The sequence below is a fragment of the Corynebacterium epidermidicanis genome (genome assembly GCF_001021025.1).
Taxonomy (GTDB): Bacteria; Actinomycetota; Actinomycetes; order Mycobacteriales; family Mycobacteriaceae; genus Corynebacterium; species Corynebacterium epidermidicanis.
On the sequence record NZ_CP011541.1, the window covers coordinates 249,792 to 268,763 of the forward strand.

The 18,972-nt window shown below is 57.8% G+C and carries 8 protein-coding genes; 6 read left to right on the forward strand and 2 right to left on the reverse strand.

Annotated features, from left to right (window positions below; all coding sequences use genetic code 11):
* Positions 1-181: 181 nt before the first annotated feature.
* Positions 182-1,024 (reverse strand): DMT family transporter, encoded by an 843-nt coding sequence (locus tag CEPID_RS01200; protein ID WP_047239411.1) that lies wholly within the window; start codon positions 1,022-1,024, stop codon positions 182-184.
* A gap of 215 nt (positions 1,025-1,239) precedes the next feature.
* On the opposite strand from CEPID_RS01200, the gene CEPID_RS01205 reads away from it, so the two are divergent.
* From CEPID_RS01205 to CEPID_RS01215, 3 genes are all read left to right on the forward strand, one after another.
* The gene (locus CEPID_RS01205) at positions 1,240-2,505 is read left to right on the forward strand and encodes an aspartate kinase (RefSeq protein WP_047239412.1); all 1,266 of its coding nucleotides are present in this window, start codon (positions 1,240-1,242) and stop codon (positions 2,503-2,505) included.
* Between the two features lie 10 nt (positions 2,506-2,515).
* Positions 2,516-3,544, forward strand: a complete 1,029-nt coding sequence (locus tag CEPID_RS01210; RefSeq protein WP_047239413.1) for an aspartate-semialdehyde dehydrogenase — start codon at positions 2,516-2,518, stop codon at positions 3,542-3,544.
* Positions 3,545-3,743: 199 nt separating this feature from the next.
* The gene (locus CEPID_RS01215; protein WP_047239414.1) at positions 3,744-4,784 is read left to right on the forward strand and encodes a hypothetical protein; all 1,041 of its coding nucleotides are present in this window, start codon (positions 3,744-3,746) and stop codon (positions 4,782-4,784) included.
* Positions 4,785-4,790: 6 nt separating this feature from the next.
* Here CEPID_RS01215 and CEPID_RS01220 read toward each other — a convergent pair whose 3' ends face one another.
* Positions 4,791-5,387 (reverse strand): RNA polymerase sigma factor, encoded by a 597-nt coding sequence (locus CEPID_RS01220; protein WP_047239415.1) that lies wholly within the window; start codon positions 5,385-5,387, stop codon positions 4,791-4,793.
* A 77-nt stretch (positions 5,388-5,464) separates the two neighbouring features.
* Here CEPID_RS01220 and CEPID_RS01225 point away from each other — a divergent pair, with 77 nt between their 5' ends.
* From CEPID_RS01225 to CEPID_RS13050, 3 genes are all read left to right on the forward strand, one after another.
* The gene (locus CEPID_RS01225; protein WP_047239416.1) at positions 5,465-6,985 is read left to right on the forward strand and encodes a catalase; all 1,521 of its coding nucleotides are present in this window, start codon (positions 5,465-5,467) and stop codon (positions 6,983-6,985) included.
* Between the two features lie 52 nt (positions 6,986-7,037).
* Entirely contained in the window at positions 7,038-7,463 is a 426-nt protein-coding gene (locus tag CEPID_RS01230) for an Ohr family peroxiredoxin (protein WP_047239417.1), read from the forward strand.
* A gap of 343 nt (positions 7,464-7,806) precedes the next feature.
* Positions 7,807-18,963: an SdrD B-like domain-containing protein gene (locus tag CEPID_RS13050; RefSeq protein ID WP_047239418.1), complete on the forward strand. Its 11,157-nt coding sequence runs from the start codon at positions 7,807-7,809 to the stop codon at positions 18,961-18,963.
* Positions 18,964-18,972 lie beyond the last annotated feature (9 nt).

Here is an 18,972-nt window from a genome sequence, read left to right on the forward strand (position 1 = left end):
GGTGTGGTGTCATCGAGGGTGCGTGAAAGTGCTGGAATGGGTGGGTTTTGGGTAGTTTTGTGCAGTTTGGTGCACCGTAGCTGACGTCCTGTAGGACGCCGCAACCGCCACCAACCGCCACCAACCGCCACCAACCGCCGCAACCGCCACCAACCGCCACAGCCGTCACAGCCGGCGAACATTAACCAACGCCACGTCGGGAAAGCATGACGGTGGAAAAGATCATGAGGAAGGCGGCGATCGCCATCCATAGCCATTCGAGGTCGGTGGCCTGGAACTTTTCGCCTAGGATGAGGTAGGAGAGGGTGAAGGCGAAGACGGGTTCGCCGCTTTTCATGGCTGGGAGCGAGTTCTTCAGTGCGCCTGCGTTGAAGGATGATTGTTGGACGACAGTCCCGATGGTTGCTGCCGCGACCAGTGCGTAGGTTTCCCAGTTGGTTAGTAGCCCGAGGGGGCCGTAGAGGCGGAAGATGTCGGCGACTGCTTTGGAGAAAACTGCCACGAAGCCAAAGGTTCCGCCACAAACGATCCCCAAGAGTAGGGCTTTTTCGCGGCGGATCTGTCGGTAGGCGAACCGGTCTAGTGCAAACAGGATCAAGATGCCGATCCCGCCAGGGATGAACCACTTTTCCAGGGGTGGGTGGGAATCGCCGGGTAGGGGGCGTCCCAGTAGAACAAGCACGGAAACTGAGACGGTGAGTATGGAAGCCCAGGTCATTTCGCTGACTGTGATGCGTCGGCCGTCGTAGTGTGCGGATAGTGGCAGTGTGAACATCAGTGACATCACCAAGATGGGCTGCACCACCAGCAACGGCCCAAAGCCTAAGGCAACGACTTGCAGTACGTAGGCGATGATGGCGGTGGACATGCCCGCCCACCACAGTGGCCGCTTCATAGCGGCGAGGATGGCGGCGTTACCTCCTTGGGGTGCTGCTTCTGCGATGCGATGGCGCACCACGGTGCCCCAAGCGATCGTAAGTGCGGACGCGAGCGCGAACAGCACAGCCAGAAGATTACTTTGCACGGTGTCAACGCTACTTGAAAGTGCGCTCTACCTGGCAACCGCAACACTTAATGAAGCAATGCTAAACTAGCTTTAGCTAAGCTTCACCACGCCGTATAAAATACATTCGAGTGAATGATATTGTGATCTATTAGTCACTATTGGCGTCGGTAAGCGCGGTAGAGCACAGTAGAATGAAACGGGCAAAGAGTCGAGAAGCGCGAAAGGGGTAGCAGATGGCACTCATCGTGCAAAAGTATGGCGGTTCTTCGTTGGAAACCGCAGAGCGAATTCGGGCTGTGGCGGAGCGAATCGTCGCGACCAAGAAGCAGGGGCATGACGTCGTGGTGGTGTGCTCGGCAATGGGTGACACCACTGATGAATTGCTGGATCTGGCTGCCCAGGTCAATCCAGTGCCGCCGGGCCGGGAAATGGACATGTTGCTGACGGCCGGCGAGCGAATTTCGAACGCGCTGGTAGCTATGGCGATCGAGTCGTTTGGGGCGAAGGCGCAGTCGTTTACCGGGTCGCAAGCTGGCGTTATCACCACCGAGAAGCACGGCAATGCGCGCATCGTGGAGGTTACCCCGGGACGAGTGCGGGAAGCGCTGGACAAGGGCCGGATCTGCCTCGTCGCTGGGTTCCAGGGCGTGAACCGTGAGTCGAAAGACGTCACCACCCTTGGGCGCGGCGGCTCGGACACTACCGCCGTCGCGCTGGCTGCCGCGCTGAAGGCCGACGTGTGCGAGATTTACTCTGATGTCGACGGCGTCTACACCGCCGACCCGCGCATCGTGTCCAACGCCAAGAAGCTAGAGAAGCTCAGCTTCGAAGAAATGCTGGAGCTCGCAGCAGTCGGCTCGAAAATTTTGGTGCTGCGCAGCGTGGAGTATGCCCGCGCATTTGGAGTTCCGATGCGCGTCCGTTCGTCGTATAGCAATGACCCCGGCACCCTCGTCGCCGGTTCTATGGAGGATATCCCAGTGGAAGAAGCAACGCTCACCGGTGTAGCAACCGACAACTCTGAGGCAAAGATCACCATCGTTGGCATCCAGGATTCCCCTGGGGCGGCGGCGAAAATCTTCCGCACCGTCGCGGATGCCGAGATCAACATCGACATGGTGCTGCAAAACGTCTCGGCAATCGAGAACAATCTCACCGACATCACTTTCACCTGCCCTCGCTCGGAGGGGCCGCGTGCTGTCGAGATGCTGAAGAAGATTCAGGAGGCCGAGGGGTGGGCCAACGTGCTTTACGACGACCAAGTCGGCAAGGTATCCCTCGTGGGCGCAGGTATGAAGTCCCACCCAGGAGTGACCGCAACCTTCTGCGAAACGCTGCGTGACCACGGCATCAATATTGAACTCATCTCCACCTCCGAGATCCGTATCTCTGTGCTGATTCGCGAATCCGAGCTCCCAGAAGCGGCCCGCGCACTCCACGCCGCCTTCGAGCTTGGTGGCGATGAAGAGGCAAAGGTCTACGCTGGAACCGGACGATAGGAGAATCACCATGACCACAGTTGCAGTCGTAGGCGCCACCGGCCAGGTCGGCCGCGTGATGCGCGCAATCCTCGAAGAGCGAAACTTCCCTTGTGATGACATCCGCTTCTTCGCCTCGGCGCGCTCCGCGGGCAGCACCCTGCCTTTCCGGGGCAAGGACATCACCGTGGAAGACCTCGCCGAGGCCACCGAAGAGTCCCTCCGCGGTATTGATATCGCCCTGTTTTCCGCAGGTGGTAGCACCTCCAAGCAGTACGCACCGATCTTCGCTGCTGCCGGGGCCATCGTCGTGGATAATTCCTCCGCATGGCGTAAAGACGACGAAGTTCCCCTCATCGTCTCTGAAGTTAACCCGGATCAGGCGGAGAACCTGGTCAAGGGCATCATCGCGAACCCGAACTGCACCACGATGGCAGCGATGCCAGTCCTCAAGCCACTGCACGACCGCGCGGGGCTGCAGCGACTGCACGTATCGAGCTACCAGGCCGTCTCCGGATCCGGCGTGGCTGGGGTGGCAGCTCTGGCCGGCCAGGTCGGAGAACTTGACGACCCGACCGTGCTCGCACACGAAGGCTCGCAGCTCGCCCCCGCTGACTTGGGCCCATACGTCGCCCCGATCGCCTTCAATGCCGTGCCCCTGGCCGGCAGCCTTGTCGACGACGGCTCCCTAGAAACCGACGAAGAACAAAAGCTACGCAACGAATCCCGGAAAATCCTGGGGATCCCTGAACTCAAAGTTGCAGGTACCTGCGTGCGCGTGCCAGTTTTTACCGGGCATACCCTCACGATTCACGCCGAGTTCGAGCGCCCGATCACCGTTGAGGAAGCGAAGACGCTGCTCGCAGACGCACCCGGCGTGAGCTTGGTCGACGTTCCCACGCCGCTCGCAGCGACCGGAATCGATGAATCCTTGGTTGGGCGTATCCGCCAAGACCAAACGGTCGATGACAACCGCGGCTTGGTGCTCGTCGTATCCGGCGACAACCTGCGTAAAGGCGCTGCGCTGAACACGATTCAGATCGCGGAGTTGTTGGTTTAGTAGAACCCGTTCTCCCTTTAGTCCCCGGCTGTTTAGCCGGGGACTTCCGCGTTAATTCTCAATCGCTTTGCAGGGAAGCTAGAATGTGGCGGGCTGATGTGTCGAAGTGGTCCGAAACACTTCTCCAGAAACTAAAAGTTTGCTAAGATTATCCTGTATCTCACTCAGCTTTGCTCCTTAGGTGGGGAAACCGCAGTTCATGAACCATGCTCGCGCGCGATTGCTGGGCTTCTCGACGCTCGCGTTGACAAGCCTTACTTTGGCGCACCCAGCGTTAGCCCATGAACACGCAGTCACTTCTGCCGCGGGCCATTCGTCTATGACTGGCACGTCGTCTTCGTTGACTACCGCGCCCCTGGCCGTCTCTCTGCAGGAGACTGATCCTGAAAATGGCGGGATGGTCAGTATCAACAACGAGCCGGTCCCGGATCAAGCGGTTCCAGAAACACCCACCGACCTGTTGAAACCATATTTGTCGGATGATGAATTCACTGAAGGTTTGGATCCCAATTGGGCCGACCGGGCCGTACCCGGCGCAGGATTCTCTTTGGGCGAGATGGGCTGGGCTGGGGATGATTCCGCGCGGAGCGACAACGACGACGTAACCCCCACTGTCGCCCCGTCAGCCCAGTTACGAGTTGGCCCGGCACAGCCCCAGAATGCGGGGATGCAGTCAGTGGAGGAACTGCGAAAGCTGCAGGAGAAAGCTGTAGATGAGCTGCATTTTCATGCCATCGATGTGATTGCTAGTGTCTTTGGCCAAAAGGTTCAGGGCAATTCCGAGGAGCGACGGAACCGGGTGATGGCACCGCCGGTGCTTGACCAATATCGTGCACCACAGGACACTAGCGTGCAGATCCGTGCGGGCGAAGTTATCGAAGCCACAGATAGTTTGAATGGGGCGCCATCGGAGGTGTCAGTGGTAGGTGAGTCGCCTGCCCCGGCAAGTGACAGCGGTGCTACGGCAAGTAAGGAAGGGGAGTCTGGTTCGCCAATTCCATGGGCTGGCGTTATTTTGATAGAGGATCAATCCGCGTCAAAAGGCCAGCATTCTGGAGTGCAAGATCTTCACGCCGCGGTGCAACCCGAAGTGGCTGCCAGCCAGACAATGCAACCCACGTCGAATGCCCGTAGGGGCTCGGGATTAGGCGCATTAGCAGCCATTATGGCGGTCTGTATTATTGCCGGCGTCCTTTTGGTCGCGCGTTCACGCCGCCAGTTCCTACCACAAGTGCCCTAGTTAAAGTTACATGGCGCGCAGGCCGTTGCGCTGCTGACTTTGCAACCCCGCGGCTTCGATCATGTCGGCGCGTGCACGGGCAACTCGGGATCGAATGGTGCCGAGTCGGACATCGGCAATCCGGGCAGCTTCCTCATAGGAATAGCCCAACACCTGCGTCAAAATGAGAGCCTCACGACGCTCCGGAGAGAGCGAGTCGATCAGCATACGGGCGTCAATCCATTCTGTCCAGGAGCTAGAAGATTCGGTGTCTGCGGTGTCTTCGAGGGCTGCGTTGGCTTTGCGGGGCCGCGCCATGTCGTGGCGGATGTTGTCGACCCATACGCGACGCGCAAGTGACAGCAGCCAGGTGCGCGCGGAAGATCGAGCAGAAAAGCGGGGGAGTGCTCCAATTACGCGCAGATAGGTTTCCTGGGTTAGGTCGTCGGCAATGTCGCGCCCTCCGAGGTGGGCAAGGAGTCGCCAAACGTCACCTTGGGTGGCTTCGATAAATTCAGTCAGGGCGGCGCGGTCGCCTTTCCCTGCTAAAAGTGCCAGCTCAGTGACGTATTCGTCGTTGCGATCCTTGGAGTACTTCACGCCTAGTGAGCCTACCACCTTCATTGGTTCATCCTAGGTATTGCCAGACCCATAACTTAGGGGTAAGCTATATTTGTAAGTACCACCAATAAGGAGAGGTTATGACTGAAAAAAGCAATGAAGGGTTGATTCCATCAGTTGATGGGGCGACGACCCGACTTGGGGGATCCCCTGTAGCCAGCGAGAATCACTCGGTGACCAGCGGTGAACAAGGCGGAAACATCCTCAATGATTTCCAATTGATTGAAAAGCTCGCGCATTTCGACCGTGAACGCATCCCAGAGCGCGTCGTGCATGCCAAGGGTTCCGGCGCGTTCGGTGAGCTCCACATCACCGAGGATGTGACAAAGTACACCAAGGCAGCCCTGTTCCAGCCAGGCACCGTCACCCCCATGTTGGCTCGCTTCTCGACGGTTGCCGGCGAGCAAGGTTCTCCCGACCTGTGGCGCGACGTCCGCGGTTTCTCGCTGAAGTTCTACACCACTGAGGGCAATTACGACATCGTTGGCAACAACACCCCGGTGTTCTTCATCCGCGATGGTATTAAGTTCCCTGACTTCATCCATTCGCAGAAGCGTTTGCCGGGTTCCGGTCTGCGTGATGCGGATATGCAGTGGGATTTCTGGACGCGCACTCCAGAGTCCGCTCACCAAGTTACGTACCTCATGGGTGACCGAGGTATTCCAAAGGGCTTCCGTCATATGGACGGCTTTGGATCGCACACCTACCAGTGGATCAATGAAGCAGGCGAGCCGGTGTGGGTCAAGTACCACTTCAAGACGCAGCAGGGTTGGGAGTATTTCACCAACGAAGAATCCGCGGCAATTTCCAACGCTGACTACTCCCGTCAAGACCTGTACGAAGCCATCGAGCGTGGGGACTTCCCACGTTGGGATGTCAAGGTGCAGATCATGCCTATCGCTGACGCCGAAGACTACCGCTGGAACCCGTTCGACCTGACCAAGACCTGGTCGCAGAAGGACTACCCGCTCATTCCAGTCGGATACTTCGAACTGAACCAAAACCCGCGCAACTTCTTCGCCCAAATCGAGCAAGCTGCGTTCTCGCCATCAAACCTGGTCCCAGGCGTGGGCTTCTCCCCAGACAAGATGCTGCAGGCCCGTGGCTTCTCTTACCCAGACACCCAGCGCTACCGTCTGGGCGCAAACTTCGAGCAGTTGCCGGTGAACCGGCCAGTGTGCCCGGTAAATTCCTATGCTCAGGATGGCGCCGCGACCCACCAGTTCAACGACGCTGACCAGCCGGTGTATTCGCCGAACCGCCACTCGCGGGCGGCAGGCTACCTTGACGACGGCACCTCCTCGGCAAGCGGAGTAACCTATGGGCCGGCCACCGACCTCTACGTCAACCCGGACCCGCACGGCCGGGACCTGATGCGCGCAGCCTACGTACATCACCGCGACGATGATGACTTCATTCAGGCCGGTATCCTCGTCCGCGAAGTGCTTGACGACGCCGCTCGCGAGCGACTCGCGAACAACATCGCCGACGCGATGGATGGGGTATCTGACCAGGTAGAGTTGCAGGTCTATGAGTACTTCAACCGGGTCGATGGCTGGCTCGGCAACCGGGTGCGCGAGATCTTCACGGCGCGCAAGTAGCGGTTTGTGCCACACTGGGTGACATCTGATCGCAACAAGGAAGGAAGATTTCATGTCTGAAGTTCTCTACACCGGTTCTGTGACCTCCACTGGTGGCGGCCGTGACGGTCATGTCACCTCCACCGATGGGCACATCGACTTCGATGTTCGCCCACCAAAGGAGCTCGGTGGTTCTGGCGAAGGTGTCAACCCAGAAACCCTGTTCGCAGCAGCGTGGTCTGCATGCTTCAACGGTGCGCTGCACAAGATCATGAAGGATGCCGGCGTGGATGCCACCAAGTTCGCACCAGAGGTTACCGCCGTGGTTTCCCTCAACAAGGTGGAGACCGGTTTCGGAATCAGCGGGGAAATCCAGGTTGCATTTGCAAACCAGGATGAACTCGAAGACGCAGCAGCTCTCGTCGAAAAGGCACATGAGTTCTGCCCATACTCCCGTGCGCTGCGCGGTGATTGCGAGATTTCCGCTCGTTTGGCTTAAGTTTCGGTAGATATATGGAGCGCTAGCTATGTGGCTAGAAATCGCCCGGTTTGTCCCTTTAGTGGGGATTGGCCGGGCGATTTTTCGCGTTTTGGTACTTGTCAATCGAGATATATTCACAATGCTCATCGTGTTGATCGCGTATTGGCGAAAGTCTCGATAGGGCCATAATGGTGTGTTTTGAAGCATAAAGAGATCATTTCTTGGATGCGTTTTTCTTTAACTTGCAAAATGACAGGAATGTTATTTTCAGGTAGCTAAATCTCGTATGGTAGTTACCCTATGCATTTGTTAAGGTTTGAAAGATTAACGATCGATCTTTAAACCCCAAGGGTGGCTTCAAATGCAAAAAATCCTCAGCAGTAGCGGGGCGAAAATACTGGCAGTGCTGGCGACAGTCGCACTGGTCTTAGGTATCGCATCGCTCATGCCGTCTTCGGCGGCTAATGAGCCGTTTACCGCAACAGTAGGCAACTCTGCGAGTGTCGGCACCAACTCGGTTGCTCGATTCCCGGTGACGGTGAACTGTCGTCAAGACACCGGCTGTGCCGGAGCCACCATTACCTTTAATCGCCCAACCGATGCCAATGGCAACAAGCTGACCGGCCCCATGGTCGTTGGCCTGGCGTCTGGCTCCAACCCAGCGATTACGTACACCCTGACCGGGGCGGACACGGATACCGTTACCCTTACATTCACGCGTTTCGACGCCCAGGTGTCGCAGGTATTCGATGTTTCCTGGCAGACGCGCGACCCATATGTCCTCCCTGGTACATATAGTTCGCAGTGGCAGGCTGCGTTCCCAGAGGCGGGATACACCACCTCGGGCACTATGAGCGTCCCCGTTACTGGTACTCCGCAAGTAAGCCTTAACAAGACCGATATCACTGGTACTTCCTCTGCCTTCGTCGGGCAGATCCGTACCTTCCGAATTAACTGGAACCGCGCCCAGTACTCCCTCACTCCAAACCTGACGGGTGTGACCACCACTCTGGTTGACCAGCTGCCGGCTGGATACGAATTCGTTGGATTTAACGAAACTAATATCCCTGCTGACCGATACTTCCGCAACGCCGATGGGTCGGTAACTAATGCAGACGGTACGCAGGTCTATCGTTACGATGCCGCCAATCGTCAGATCATCGTGGAAATTACCAAGTCCGTTGACCAGTACATCACGCTCCGAAATCCAGGCAATACCCAACTTAACTACACCGTTCGTGTCACCGGTAGGGATGCGAACGGAGCGGCTCTCGCGGATAAGTCGCCAATCACAAACACGCTCAAGGCAGTCAACCCAACATCTTTGGACGGTAAGCCGGTAACTGTTGCTCCGGCCTCGACCACCTCGACGTTTACTGCCAATCGTGTGGGCACCTTCGGCAAGAGCCGTGTTGGTACCGAGTACCTGACAACTCCGTCGGATGCGAACAACACCCCACTGACGGTTCAGTGGGCGTTGTCTGCATCGAACCCGGGTTTTGCTCCCGCGCAAATTGTAATGTCGGATACCCCAAGCTGGTCCGTGCCTTTGGCGCTTAACGACGCAGCTCACGAGGACATTCGTTATGTCACCAGTGTGAAGCTCAACCCAGTCGTTTATAACGATGGCAACGTTTCCTACCCCGCGACCGTGATCGGCTATAAAGCTGACGGAACCAAGGTGACGTACGACCTGCGTACCGATGCGACTCTCGCTATCCCGGTCACGGACAAAATCGTCCGGGTGGATATCGTCGTTGACAATGTCCGGCCAACAGACACGAATCCCGGCACTATTTCCAATGGCGTAGTGGTAGCCACGATTACCCAATCTGTAGCAATCAAGACGGATCAGATTACTGCATCGACAAAGAAGTCAGACATCCTTTTGAATAACTCTGCCACGTTCTCCGTCGGTGGCGTTCAGGTTGCATCCGGTAAATCCTGGTACACCATTCGTGGTAAGCTGCCAAACATCTATCCGCAGCTCGGTGTAGTGAACACCGGCGCCAACCTGAACTTGCAAAACGGTGACACTTTCCAGATGAAGATGGGTCTGGGTGTCTACTCTGATTCAGGGCTTTCCCGTCCAGACGGATACCTCACTTTGCCACAAGGGTTCACGCTGGGAACTAACCCAACGTTGACGCCATTGCCAGGTGTCATCAACTGTCAGTCACAGCCATCGGATTGGATCATTACCAAGACCGCCGGTTATGCCGGTGGTGAGCAATGGCGCTTCCAGCTCAAGCCTGGTGTGGTTCTTGATCCAGCTAAGGGTGCTGCTGTCTTTTGTTGGTCCTTGCCGGTAACGGTGAACAATGCACTGTATGGCACCTATGACAAGCCAGTTCCTACTGATCCTTTGCACAGTTTCCGGCTTGATGTTCGCGAATCTCCAAATGCTGCTGGCCAGGACGTACTAGCTAACGCAACGATGACCGCAGGTGACACGTGGGACATCAACTCCGACGGCAACCGCTTTGGTCAATGGCGCACTGCCACCATGTTTGCCTCCGTTGCTCAGACCACCAGCATGCAGGTCGCTAAGACGGCAAAGGGCGATATCGAAAGTCGCGTCACCTCGTTTATTCCAGGTACCAAGGAAGAGGTATCGCTGGCAAAGGACCGGGTGGACTTCCAAGTTACCGCGTCGACCACGGGTACCAGCCCAGTCCAGAACATGGTCATGTACGACATGTTCCCAACCAACTCGCGCTCGAATTCTTTGGTAGAGGGCCTGTCGGTGAAGGAAAACAGCGCAACGACTTTCAGGCCAACGCTTGCAGGCCCGGTCTCGGCTGTTGGGCACAACAAGAGCTTCACCGTTTGGTACACCACCGCTATCGATCCGTGTCGTCCTGAGCTTGCCTCTGATACGTCTTACCCTGGCGACTCGTGTACCACCTTTAATGCACAAAATCAGTGGTCGACTGCAATTCCTGCGGACTTGTCGACGGTTACCGGCGTGCGTATTCAGTTCAATGAAAAGGTATTCGGGTCGTACGGATTCAACATTCCGATGAACATGCCGGACCTTGCTATCAACGGCCAGCCGGTCAACACCACTGACATTGCGACCAATCTGGTTGCTGTAGGTGGCATGACCGAAGGCGGTGCAAAGATTCCGTTCGTTGGACCTGCCTACGCTCGCGTTGCGCCAAAGGGCGATGTCATCATCAACAAGTACGCGGTAATTAAGGACGTCAAATACGACCTCAACCAGGCTGACACTCCACCATCAATTCGTCGCGGTGAAGAATTTACCTGGGTCATCGAAGCTACCGCGGACCCAACAGGTGCGGGCCTGCCGGATCCGGTACTCAAGGAACAACTGCCACACGGCATCGACTTTGTCTCTGTCGATGCGGGCACGGATGGCACCTTCGATCCTGCGACTGGCGATTGGAAGCCCGGCCGAATGGACCCAGGTGCAAAGAAGTATCTCTACCTGAAGGTAAAAGCTTCAAATATCGGTGCAGGTGACATGACCAATATGGTTGCCTACGACGATCCACTCGTCCCGGGTTCACCAACCCTTGCTGACTGCGTGGCTGTGACCAACAACGCGACCAACTGTGATTCCTCGATCGTCCACATCGACGCTGGTAACTCTGCCATCACGGGCCAATACCTGACCGACGTCAACCGCAACAATCTCCAGGACGCTGGGGACATCCCGCGTGAAGGCCTGATGGTCCGTTTGAAGGAAGTCACCAAGGACGCAGCTGGCAATGAAGTTCTGCGCTCCGTGGCGCAGACCTACACCGACGCCAACGGCAACTACAAGTTCACCTCGCTGCCGGCCGCAAATTACAAGGTCCTGTTTGAGATCGTTCCGTCGACAACTTTTGCCACCCCACTCGTGGGCAGTAACTCTGCGGTGAACTCGGATCCGGTAGCGCCGGTTACCGTTCCTGCTGGAACATACCAGGCCACCAACACCTTTGCGGTTGCTGAAAATAGCACCACAAACGACATTGACGCCTTGGTTTACTCCCTGGCCACCATCTCCGGCCGCGTGTTCGACGACGTGGACGGCGACGGCAGCCGTGTTGACCAGACCGATAAGGATCTTTCCGGTATCAAGGTGGAGCTACTTCGTCCAGACGGCTCGGTAGCAGCAACAACAACTACCAACACGGATGGCACGTATTCCTTCGTCGGCTTACCAGTGGGTACCTACTCGGTGCGCATTCCGGCGCCACCAGCTGGCTACACCTACACCAAGAAGACCGGCGATGACTCGGCTATCAACGTTGCCGATCTATCCGACATCTTGGGCAATGGACAAACCACCTTGTTCAAGGCAGTCGAAGGCCAAAACCCAAACATTGACGCTGGTCTGCAGCGTACCGCTGATCTCGGCGGCTTTGTGTTCTCGGACGGCAATGGTGACGGCCTCGGCGATGGGGAGAAGCCTCTCGCGAACGTGACGGTGGCTCTGTTCGATGCAGCTGGAAACGAGCTCGGTACCGCTACGACCGGTGCTGATGGGCGTTACGCCTTCAACGGAATTACCCCGGGTGACTACTATGTGATAGTCCGCAAGCCAGGTGCGATTTACACGACTGAATCGGCAACCTCAGATGCGAATAAGGTCGACGGTTCCGACGTCACTTCCGACGGTGTCGGTGCAGTAAGCCTGGCTCCGGGACAGAAAGCCACCAACCTCGATGCCGGTATTCTGCCTACTTCCACTATCTCCGGCAACGTCTTCTACGACGACAACGATAACCAACTGTGGGACACTACCGAGCCCCGGAAGGAACGCCCACTCACGGTTCAGCTCTACAAGGTCGGGGATGACCAAAACCCGGTCGCGACGACTGACACCGTTTCGCTGGCGCAGAAGGGCACCTATGAGTTCACCGGTGTGACACCGGGGAACTACTACGTAAAGTTCATCAACCCGTTCTCGGGCAACTACCAGGTGCAAACGGCTGATACGGACATCACCAAGCCTCGCCTCAATGACGTCGATGCCACCGGTGTCACCCGTGGCTTTACCGTGGCCAATGGCACCGCAGTGCCAAATGTTGACGCCGGAATTATCCGCAATCAGCAGGTGGACGGCTACGTCTGGCAAGATGTCAATAACAACGGCCTCTGGGATCAGGGTGAAACCCCACTAGCGGGTGTTACCGTCACCCTGACCAATGCTCGTGGACAGGTAACTCAGCGTGTTACTGACGACAACGGCTATTACAAGTTTGACGCCGTAATGGCGGGCCAGACGACGGTGAACGTCGTCAAGCCTGCTTCCACCACCAACTCCCCGAAGGTGGGCGATACCTCCACCCTCGCAGGACTGGAGGAGCCGAACAAGTCGGACTTTGACTCGAACAGCACGGTGACCTTTACCGTGGTCGGTTACACCGATCCTGCGTATCCAGAAGCCGGCGACGTCAACCGTGTTGATGCGGGCCTCGTGCCACAGACCAAGGTCTCAGGTGTGATGTTTGTGGACGCAAACCGTGACGGCAAGAACGACGTCACCGAAGCGCCATTAGCAGGTCAAACGGTGACCTTGTACCGTGCAGACGGCACTGTAGTAGCAACCACCACGACTGCTGCCAATGGGGCATACACTTTCAATGATGTGATTCCGGGCGACTACCAGGTGGGCTTCGGTAAGCCGGATACTGCCATCTTCACGACCCTCACTCCAAAGGGTGCCGAAGGTGTGCTCGATACATCCGTAAACGACGCCGATAGCACTGGCCGGACCGCCACGTTTAGCGTGGGCACTACTCCGGTAACCACCGTTGACGCCGGCGTCATCACCACCGCTAATGTCTCCGGCCTAGCGTGGGCGGACACCAACGACGATGGTCGTCGTAGCAGCGATGAACTCGCTCGTGCAGGTCTGCCAATCGAGCTTATCGACGCCAATGGCAACGTAGTTGCCACCACCTACACGGGTGCTGACGGTTCTTACACCTTCAAGGATGTTGCGCCTGGTGACTACCACGTCCACGTCGGTACGGTTCAGGGCGCCACGATCTCTGGCACTCAGCCAGACCCAATTCTCGGCAACCCTGATGCGAACGACATCGATCGCGCAACTGGCAACAGTGCCAGCTTCACCGTGGCAGCGGGAACAGACGTAGTCAATATCGACGCTGGTATCACCCCGCTGGCTGGTCTGTCTGGCGCTACCTTCCAGGACTACAACGGCGATGGCAAGCGGGACTCTGGTGAGCCTTCGCTACCGGGCGTGAAATTGACCATCTACCGCACGGATAATTCCGCTGCTCCGGTTGAACTCACCACCGATGCAAACGGCACCTGGGCCTACGCGGCCGAGCCTGGGCATGACTACTACGTCGTGTACTCGCCAGTTGATGGTGCGGTTTACAGTGAGTCATCCGACCTCAGCCGTGATGTTCTCCTCCCTGGTTTCTCGGACATCGATGCCAACGGCAAGACCAATGCCGTCAGCGTTGAAGCAGGCAAGGTGTACCCGAACATCGCTGCGGGCTACAAGACCACAGCCGATATTTCCGGTGCGACCTTCAACGATGTCAACAACGACGGCCTTCGGGACGCGAGCGAAACAGCTTACCCAGGTGTCACCGTTGAGCTCATCGACTCTGCGACAGGCGAGGTCAAGGCGACCACGACGACGGATGCTGACGGCACGTATGTCTTTGCCAACCTGCAGCCGGGCGCTTACCAAGTCCGGGTCATGCTGCCTAACACCGGCGAAGCCTTCACCACTGATGGCACGAACCATGTGCTCTCCGAGCCGAACATCAGTGACGTCACCAAGGACGGTCTTTCTGCGCCAATTCAACTGGTTGCAGGTGGCAACGTGCCTAACGTGGATGCCGGTATCGTGGCGCTCTCCAGCATCTCGGGCATGGCTTTCACGGATTACAACCGTGATGGTCTCAAAAATGACATCTCCGATCAGCCACAAGAGGGCATGCAGGTGCAGCTTCTCGACGCCACCGGCAAGGTAGTAGCAACTACCACTACTGACGCCGAGGGTAAGTATGTCTTCAACGATTTGGTTCCAGGTTCCTACCGCGTAGCATTCACCACCCCAACTGGGGCAGTGGTGACCACGATGGGAGCAGGCTCTGATCCTGCCTTGAATTCCGACATCAACCCAGATGGACGGACAAATGTGATCGATGTGACTGCTGGTTCCGCCACGACCAACGTCAACGCAGGTTACCTCGTTGACGCTGCTATCCGTGGCTTTGCGTTCCTTGATTCGAACAACAATGGTTTCTGGGACGACGCCGAGCAGCCGCGGGCGCAAGCCACTGTCGAGCTACTCGATAGCAATGGCACGGTTGTTGCGACAACCTTGACCGACGGCTTGGGTGGCTATGAATTCCTGCACCAAATGGCAGGAACCTACCAAGTTAGGTTCGTAGCGACCGCTCCAGCTGCACTGTCGCCGTTGACTGGAAACGATGCAATTGGTGCTGCGCGCCTTTCCGACGCGGACCCAACCACTGGCACGACCATGGCCTTCAACCTCGTTGCTGGCAAGGATCAAAACTTCGTCGACGCCGGCTATGTCGAGCTCACCTCGATTTCGGGCGTGGCATTCTTTGACTCAAACTACGATGGTTCCAAGCTTGATGAAAAACCACGCCAAGTTGAAGTTGTGCTGTACGACAAGAACGGCAACGAAGTTGCTCGTACCACCACCGACCCAACGACGGGTGCCTACACCTTCACGGATGTTCATCCAGGCAACTACACGGTTGGATTCCAGACCTTCACCGGCGAAGTATTCTCGCCACAAGGTAAGGATTCCCTTGTTGGCCAGGATGGTCGGACCAGCGTAAGCGTCGAATCTGGTACTCCGGTCGAAGGCGTGGATGCTGGTTACATCACCACGGCTCGAATCTCCGGGCTTGCCTTTGCCGACTACAACGGTGACGGTGACTATGGCGATGCCACCACTCCGGTTCCTGATCCGGCAGCTGACGTCGTGGTCGAGCTCGTGGATGCCGACGGCAACTCCCTGCCGACCCCGATGGTCGTCAACGTGGGTGCAAACGGTCGCTACACCTTTGATGTGGCGCCGGGAACCTACCGTGTGAAGTTCCTCAATACGTTGGGTAAGGACATCAGTCCTTACGCTGGCAAGAGCAAGGCCATCACGGATATGTACTGGAACGACGTCGACCCAGCTACGGGTATGTCGGCTCCGGTCCAGGTCAATGCCGGAGAGATGGTTCCTAACGTTGACGCTGGCGTGATTCCGCAAGGAACTATCTCCGGACGCGTGTTCCTAGACAGCAACTTTGACTCGCTTAAGGTTGCTGAGCCAGGAATCGGCGCGACCGTACAGCTGGTAGACGCCAACGGCACTGTCATCCAAACTGTCCAAACGAACGCCAGTGGCGAATACGAGTTCACCGGTATCAAGCGTGGTGACTACACCGTTCGATTCGTCGGAGTGACTGGATACGCGATCACCGACGGTGACTCGAAGATCAACGCGGACCAGGAAATCAAGGTTTCCCTGGCAGCAGACCAGACCCTGACTGATCAGGATGCTGGCTACCGCCAAGGCGCGGAGATCCGCGGTATCGCGTTTGCTGACGAGAACAACAACGGCATGCGCGAAGCCAACGAGCCACCGGTTGCTGGCATGCTCGTTCAGCTGCTGGACGAGAATGACCAGGTGATCACCACGGTGGCGCCACAGCGCACCGCGGCGGATGGTTCCTACCTGTTCTCGGCGATGCCGGGCAACTACAAGGTGAGGTTCGTTGCCGAGCCGAATGGCGTCGACATGTTCTCCACCACCAAGGCCGGGAACATTGATGCCGCCCTAGGCAACGACGTTGACGAAAACGGCACGACTGACCAGTTCGAGCTGGTTGCGGGTCAAACTAAGGCAACTGTCGACGCCGGTGTCATCGCCGCCGGATCCATCGAAGGCACCGCCTTCCTGGACCCAGCAGGCCAGGGCATCCAAGCCGATGGCAAGCCGTTGTCTGGAGTTGTGGTTTCGCTGTACCGCGATGGTCTGTACATCGGCGAGCGCCTGACTGACGCCGATGGCAACTACAAGTTCCAGATCGTCGCGCCGGGCAATTACGAAGTTCGCTTCGCTCCTGCGACCGGAAATACCTTCTCCGCACAGGGACACGATTCGCTGGTTAACACCCAAGGTGTCATCGCCGTGAAGGTGGATCCACGCCAGGCGGTTACGAATATTGACGCCGGCTATGTCCTACCGGCCGGCACGATCTCCGGTAACTTCTGGCAGGATGTGAACACGGACAACGTTGCGGACTCCAATGTCCCAGGCGTTATGGTCGAGCTTCTCGACGCCCAAGGCAATGTCCTCCAGACGACGTACACCAACGAGCAGGGGCACTACGCCTTCACCGGTCTTGCCGCTGGAGATTACAAGGTGCGCTTCACCAAGCCGGATGGCACCGTCTACGCGCCAAACCAGAAGGACGTTCTAGACGTCAAGCTGGTCGTTGGTACCCCATCGGTGGATAACGACTCTGGTATCCAGTACTCGTCGCTAAGCGGGCACGTGTTCTACGACCCAGAAAACGACGGCAAGTATGCAGGTACTGAGGAACTGGGGACCAGCGCAGTCGTTACCCTGACGGACAAGGACGGTAACGAGATCCCAGGCACCGTTGGTGGCGGGCTGTTCGACTTCCCAGGTTTGAAGCCGGGCGAGTACACCTTGACCATCGTGGTTGATGATAAGACGTACACGCAGACGGTGACCGTGCCGGCAAATGGTCGCGTTACTGTCGACCAGCCGATTCCGGTGCCGACCACGACGACGTCGCCGACGCCATCGCCGACGACATCGGTCTCTCCAACTCCGGAGCCGACCCCGGCAGTCACCGTCACGGTCACGGTCACGGAGACGGTGGGAGTGACCCCGACGCAAACTCCAACCTCGGAGCCAACGGCTACGACCACTCCAACGCCGGGTGAAACGGTGACGGTCACGGTTACAGTGACGCAGACGCCGACCAGTTCGCCGACGCCGGAGCCGGAGCCGACGCCTACGCCGACCGCTACAGCGACGCCTACGCCGACCGCTACAGCGACGCCGACACCGGTAGCAGAGGTGGGCGTGATTGCTGGCGTGATCTGGGACGATGCGAATCGCGATGGTGTGATTGCCGCTAGCGAAACGCCACTCTCCGGGGTAACGGTTACGTTGACTGGACCTGGTGGCACGTTCACGACGACCACTGACAAGGATGGTCATTACCAGTTCCCTGGCCTCGCAGAAGGTGACTACACCGTTACGGTGACTAGCCCTGCAGGTAAGGAGTTGACGTACTCTTACGGCAAGCTCACTATTGATCCGCAGCGTACCGCGCAGGTGGGGCTCGTAAAGGGCGGTTCTGTCCAGAATGTGAACTTCGGTTACGCGGATCCGGAGCCTACCCCGATCCCGGATCCGACCGGGTCGATCGCAGGTAAGGTCTACCGCGACACCGCCCACCTGGGCACTGTCGACAGCGGTGAAGCCGGTGTCGGTGGCGTGCGGGTAATCCTGCACCTGCCGGATGGCACTACCCTGGAAACCCGCACGGCAGCCGATGGCTCTTGGGCGTTCAATGGTCTGAAGCCAGGCAACTACCGGGTGGAGATCGATGAGGCATCCTCGCCGTTCAAGGATGCGCTGCACCTCGTGTCTGATCCGAAGGGCGCGACCGGGACGGCGGCGTCGTCAAGCTTCGGCCTGACGCTCGGCGAAAACGAGTCCATCACCGACGTCAACTTCGGTCTCGATGCGGACGAGGTCGTGCCTCCTGAGGAGCTCGGCTCCGTCACCGGTCGCCTGTTCCATGACGATGACCGCGACGGCACTGTCGATCCTGGCGAGGAGTTGTTGGCTGGCGTAAAGGTCCAGCTTGTCGACGCTACCGGTCGCGTGGTCGCGGAGACCACGACGGATGAGAATGGCTTCTACACTTTCCTGGATGTGAAGCCAGGCAAGTACACGGTGAAGCTCCCTGCTGAAATTGATGGTCTTGGTAAGGTCACTGGTTCTGGTCGCGAGATCGATGGTGTCATTGTTAGTGACGAGTTGGTAGTCGAAGGCGGCCTGAATGCCCATGCCGGCGACACCGGCTACGACCGTGACGAGCAGACGACGCCTCCAACGACGGATCCTACGACGGATCCTACGACGGAGCCGACGGTTGAGCCGACCACCGAACCGTCGGAGCCTTCGGAGCCGACGAATGAGCCGCATCCTGGCGGTTCTGTCGACGGGTCGTCGGGTGCTGTGATCGGCAGCTCGCTGATCGGCGGATCTTCGGCCGTCGGGTCTTCTGCAGGATCGTCTGCAGGAAGCAAGGCCCCGACTGGAGCCCCAGTTCCGAGCCCTGCGCCGAAGCCAGAACCTACGCGTTCCGGCGAGGGCCAAGCAATAACCCGGGCAAAGCAAGCACTGGCCTCGACCGGTGCGAACATCCTCGGTGTAGTTGCCGGAGCTGCAGTCCTGACTGCTCTCGGAGTCTTCTTGATCCGACGCTCTAAGCGCAAGTAGTCAGCACAC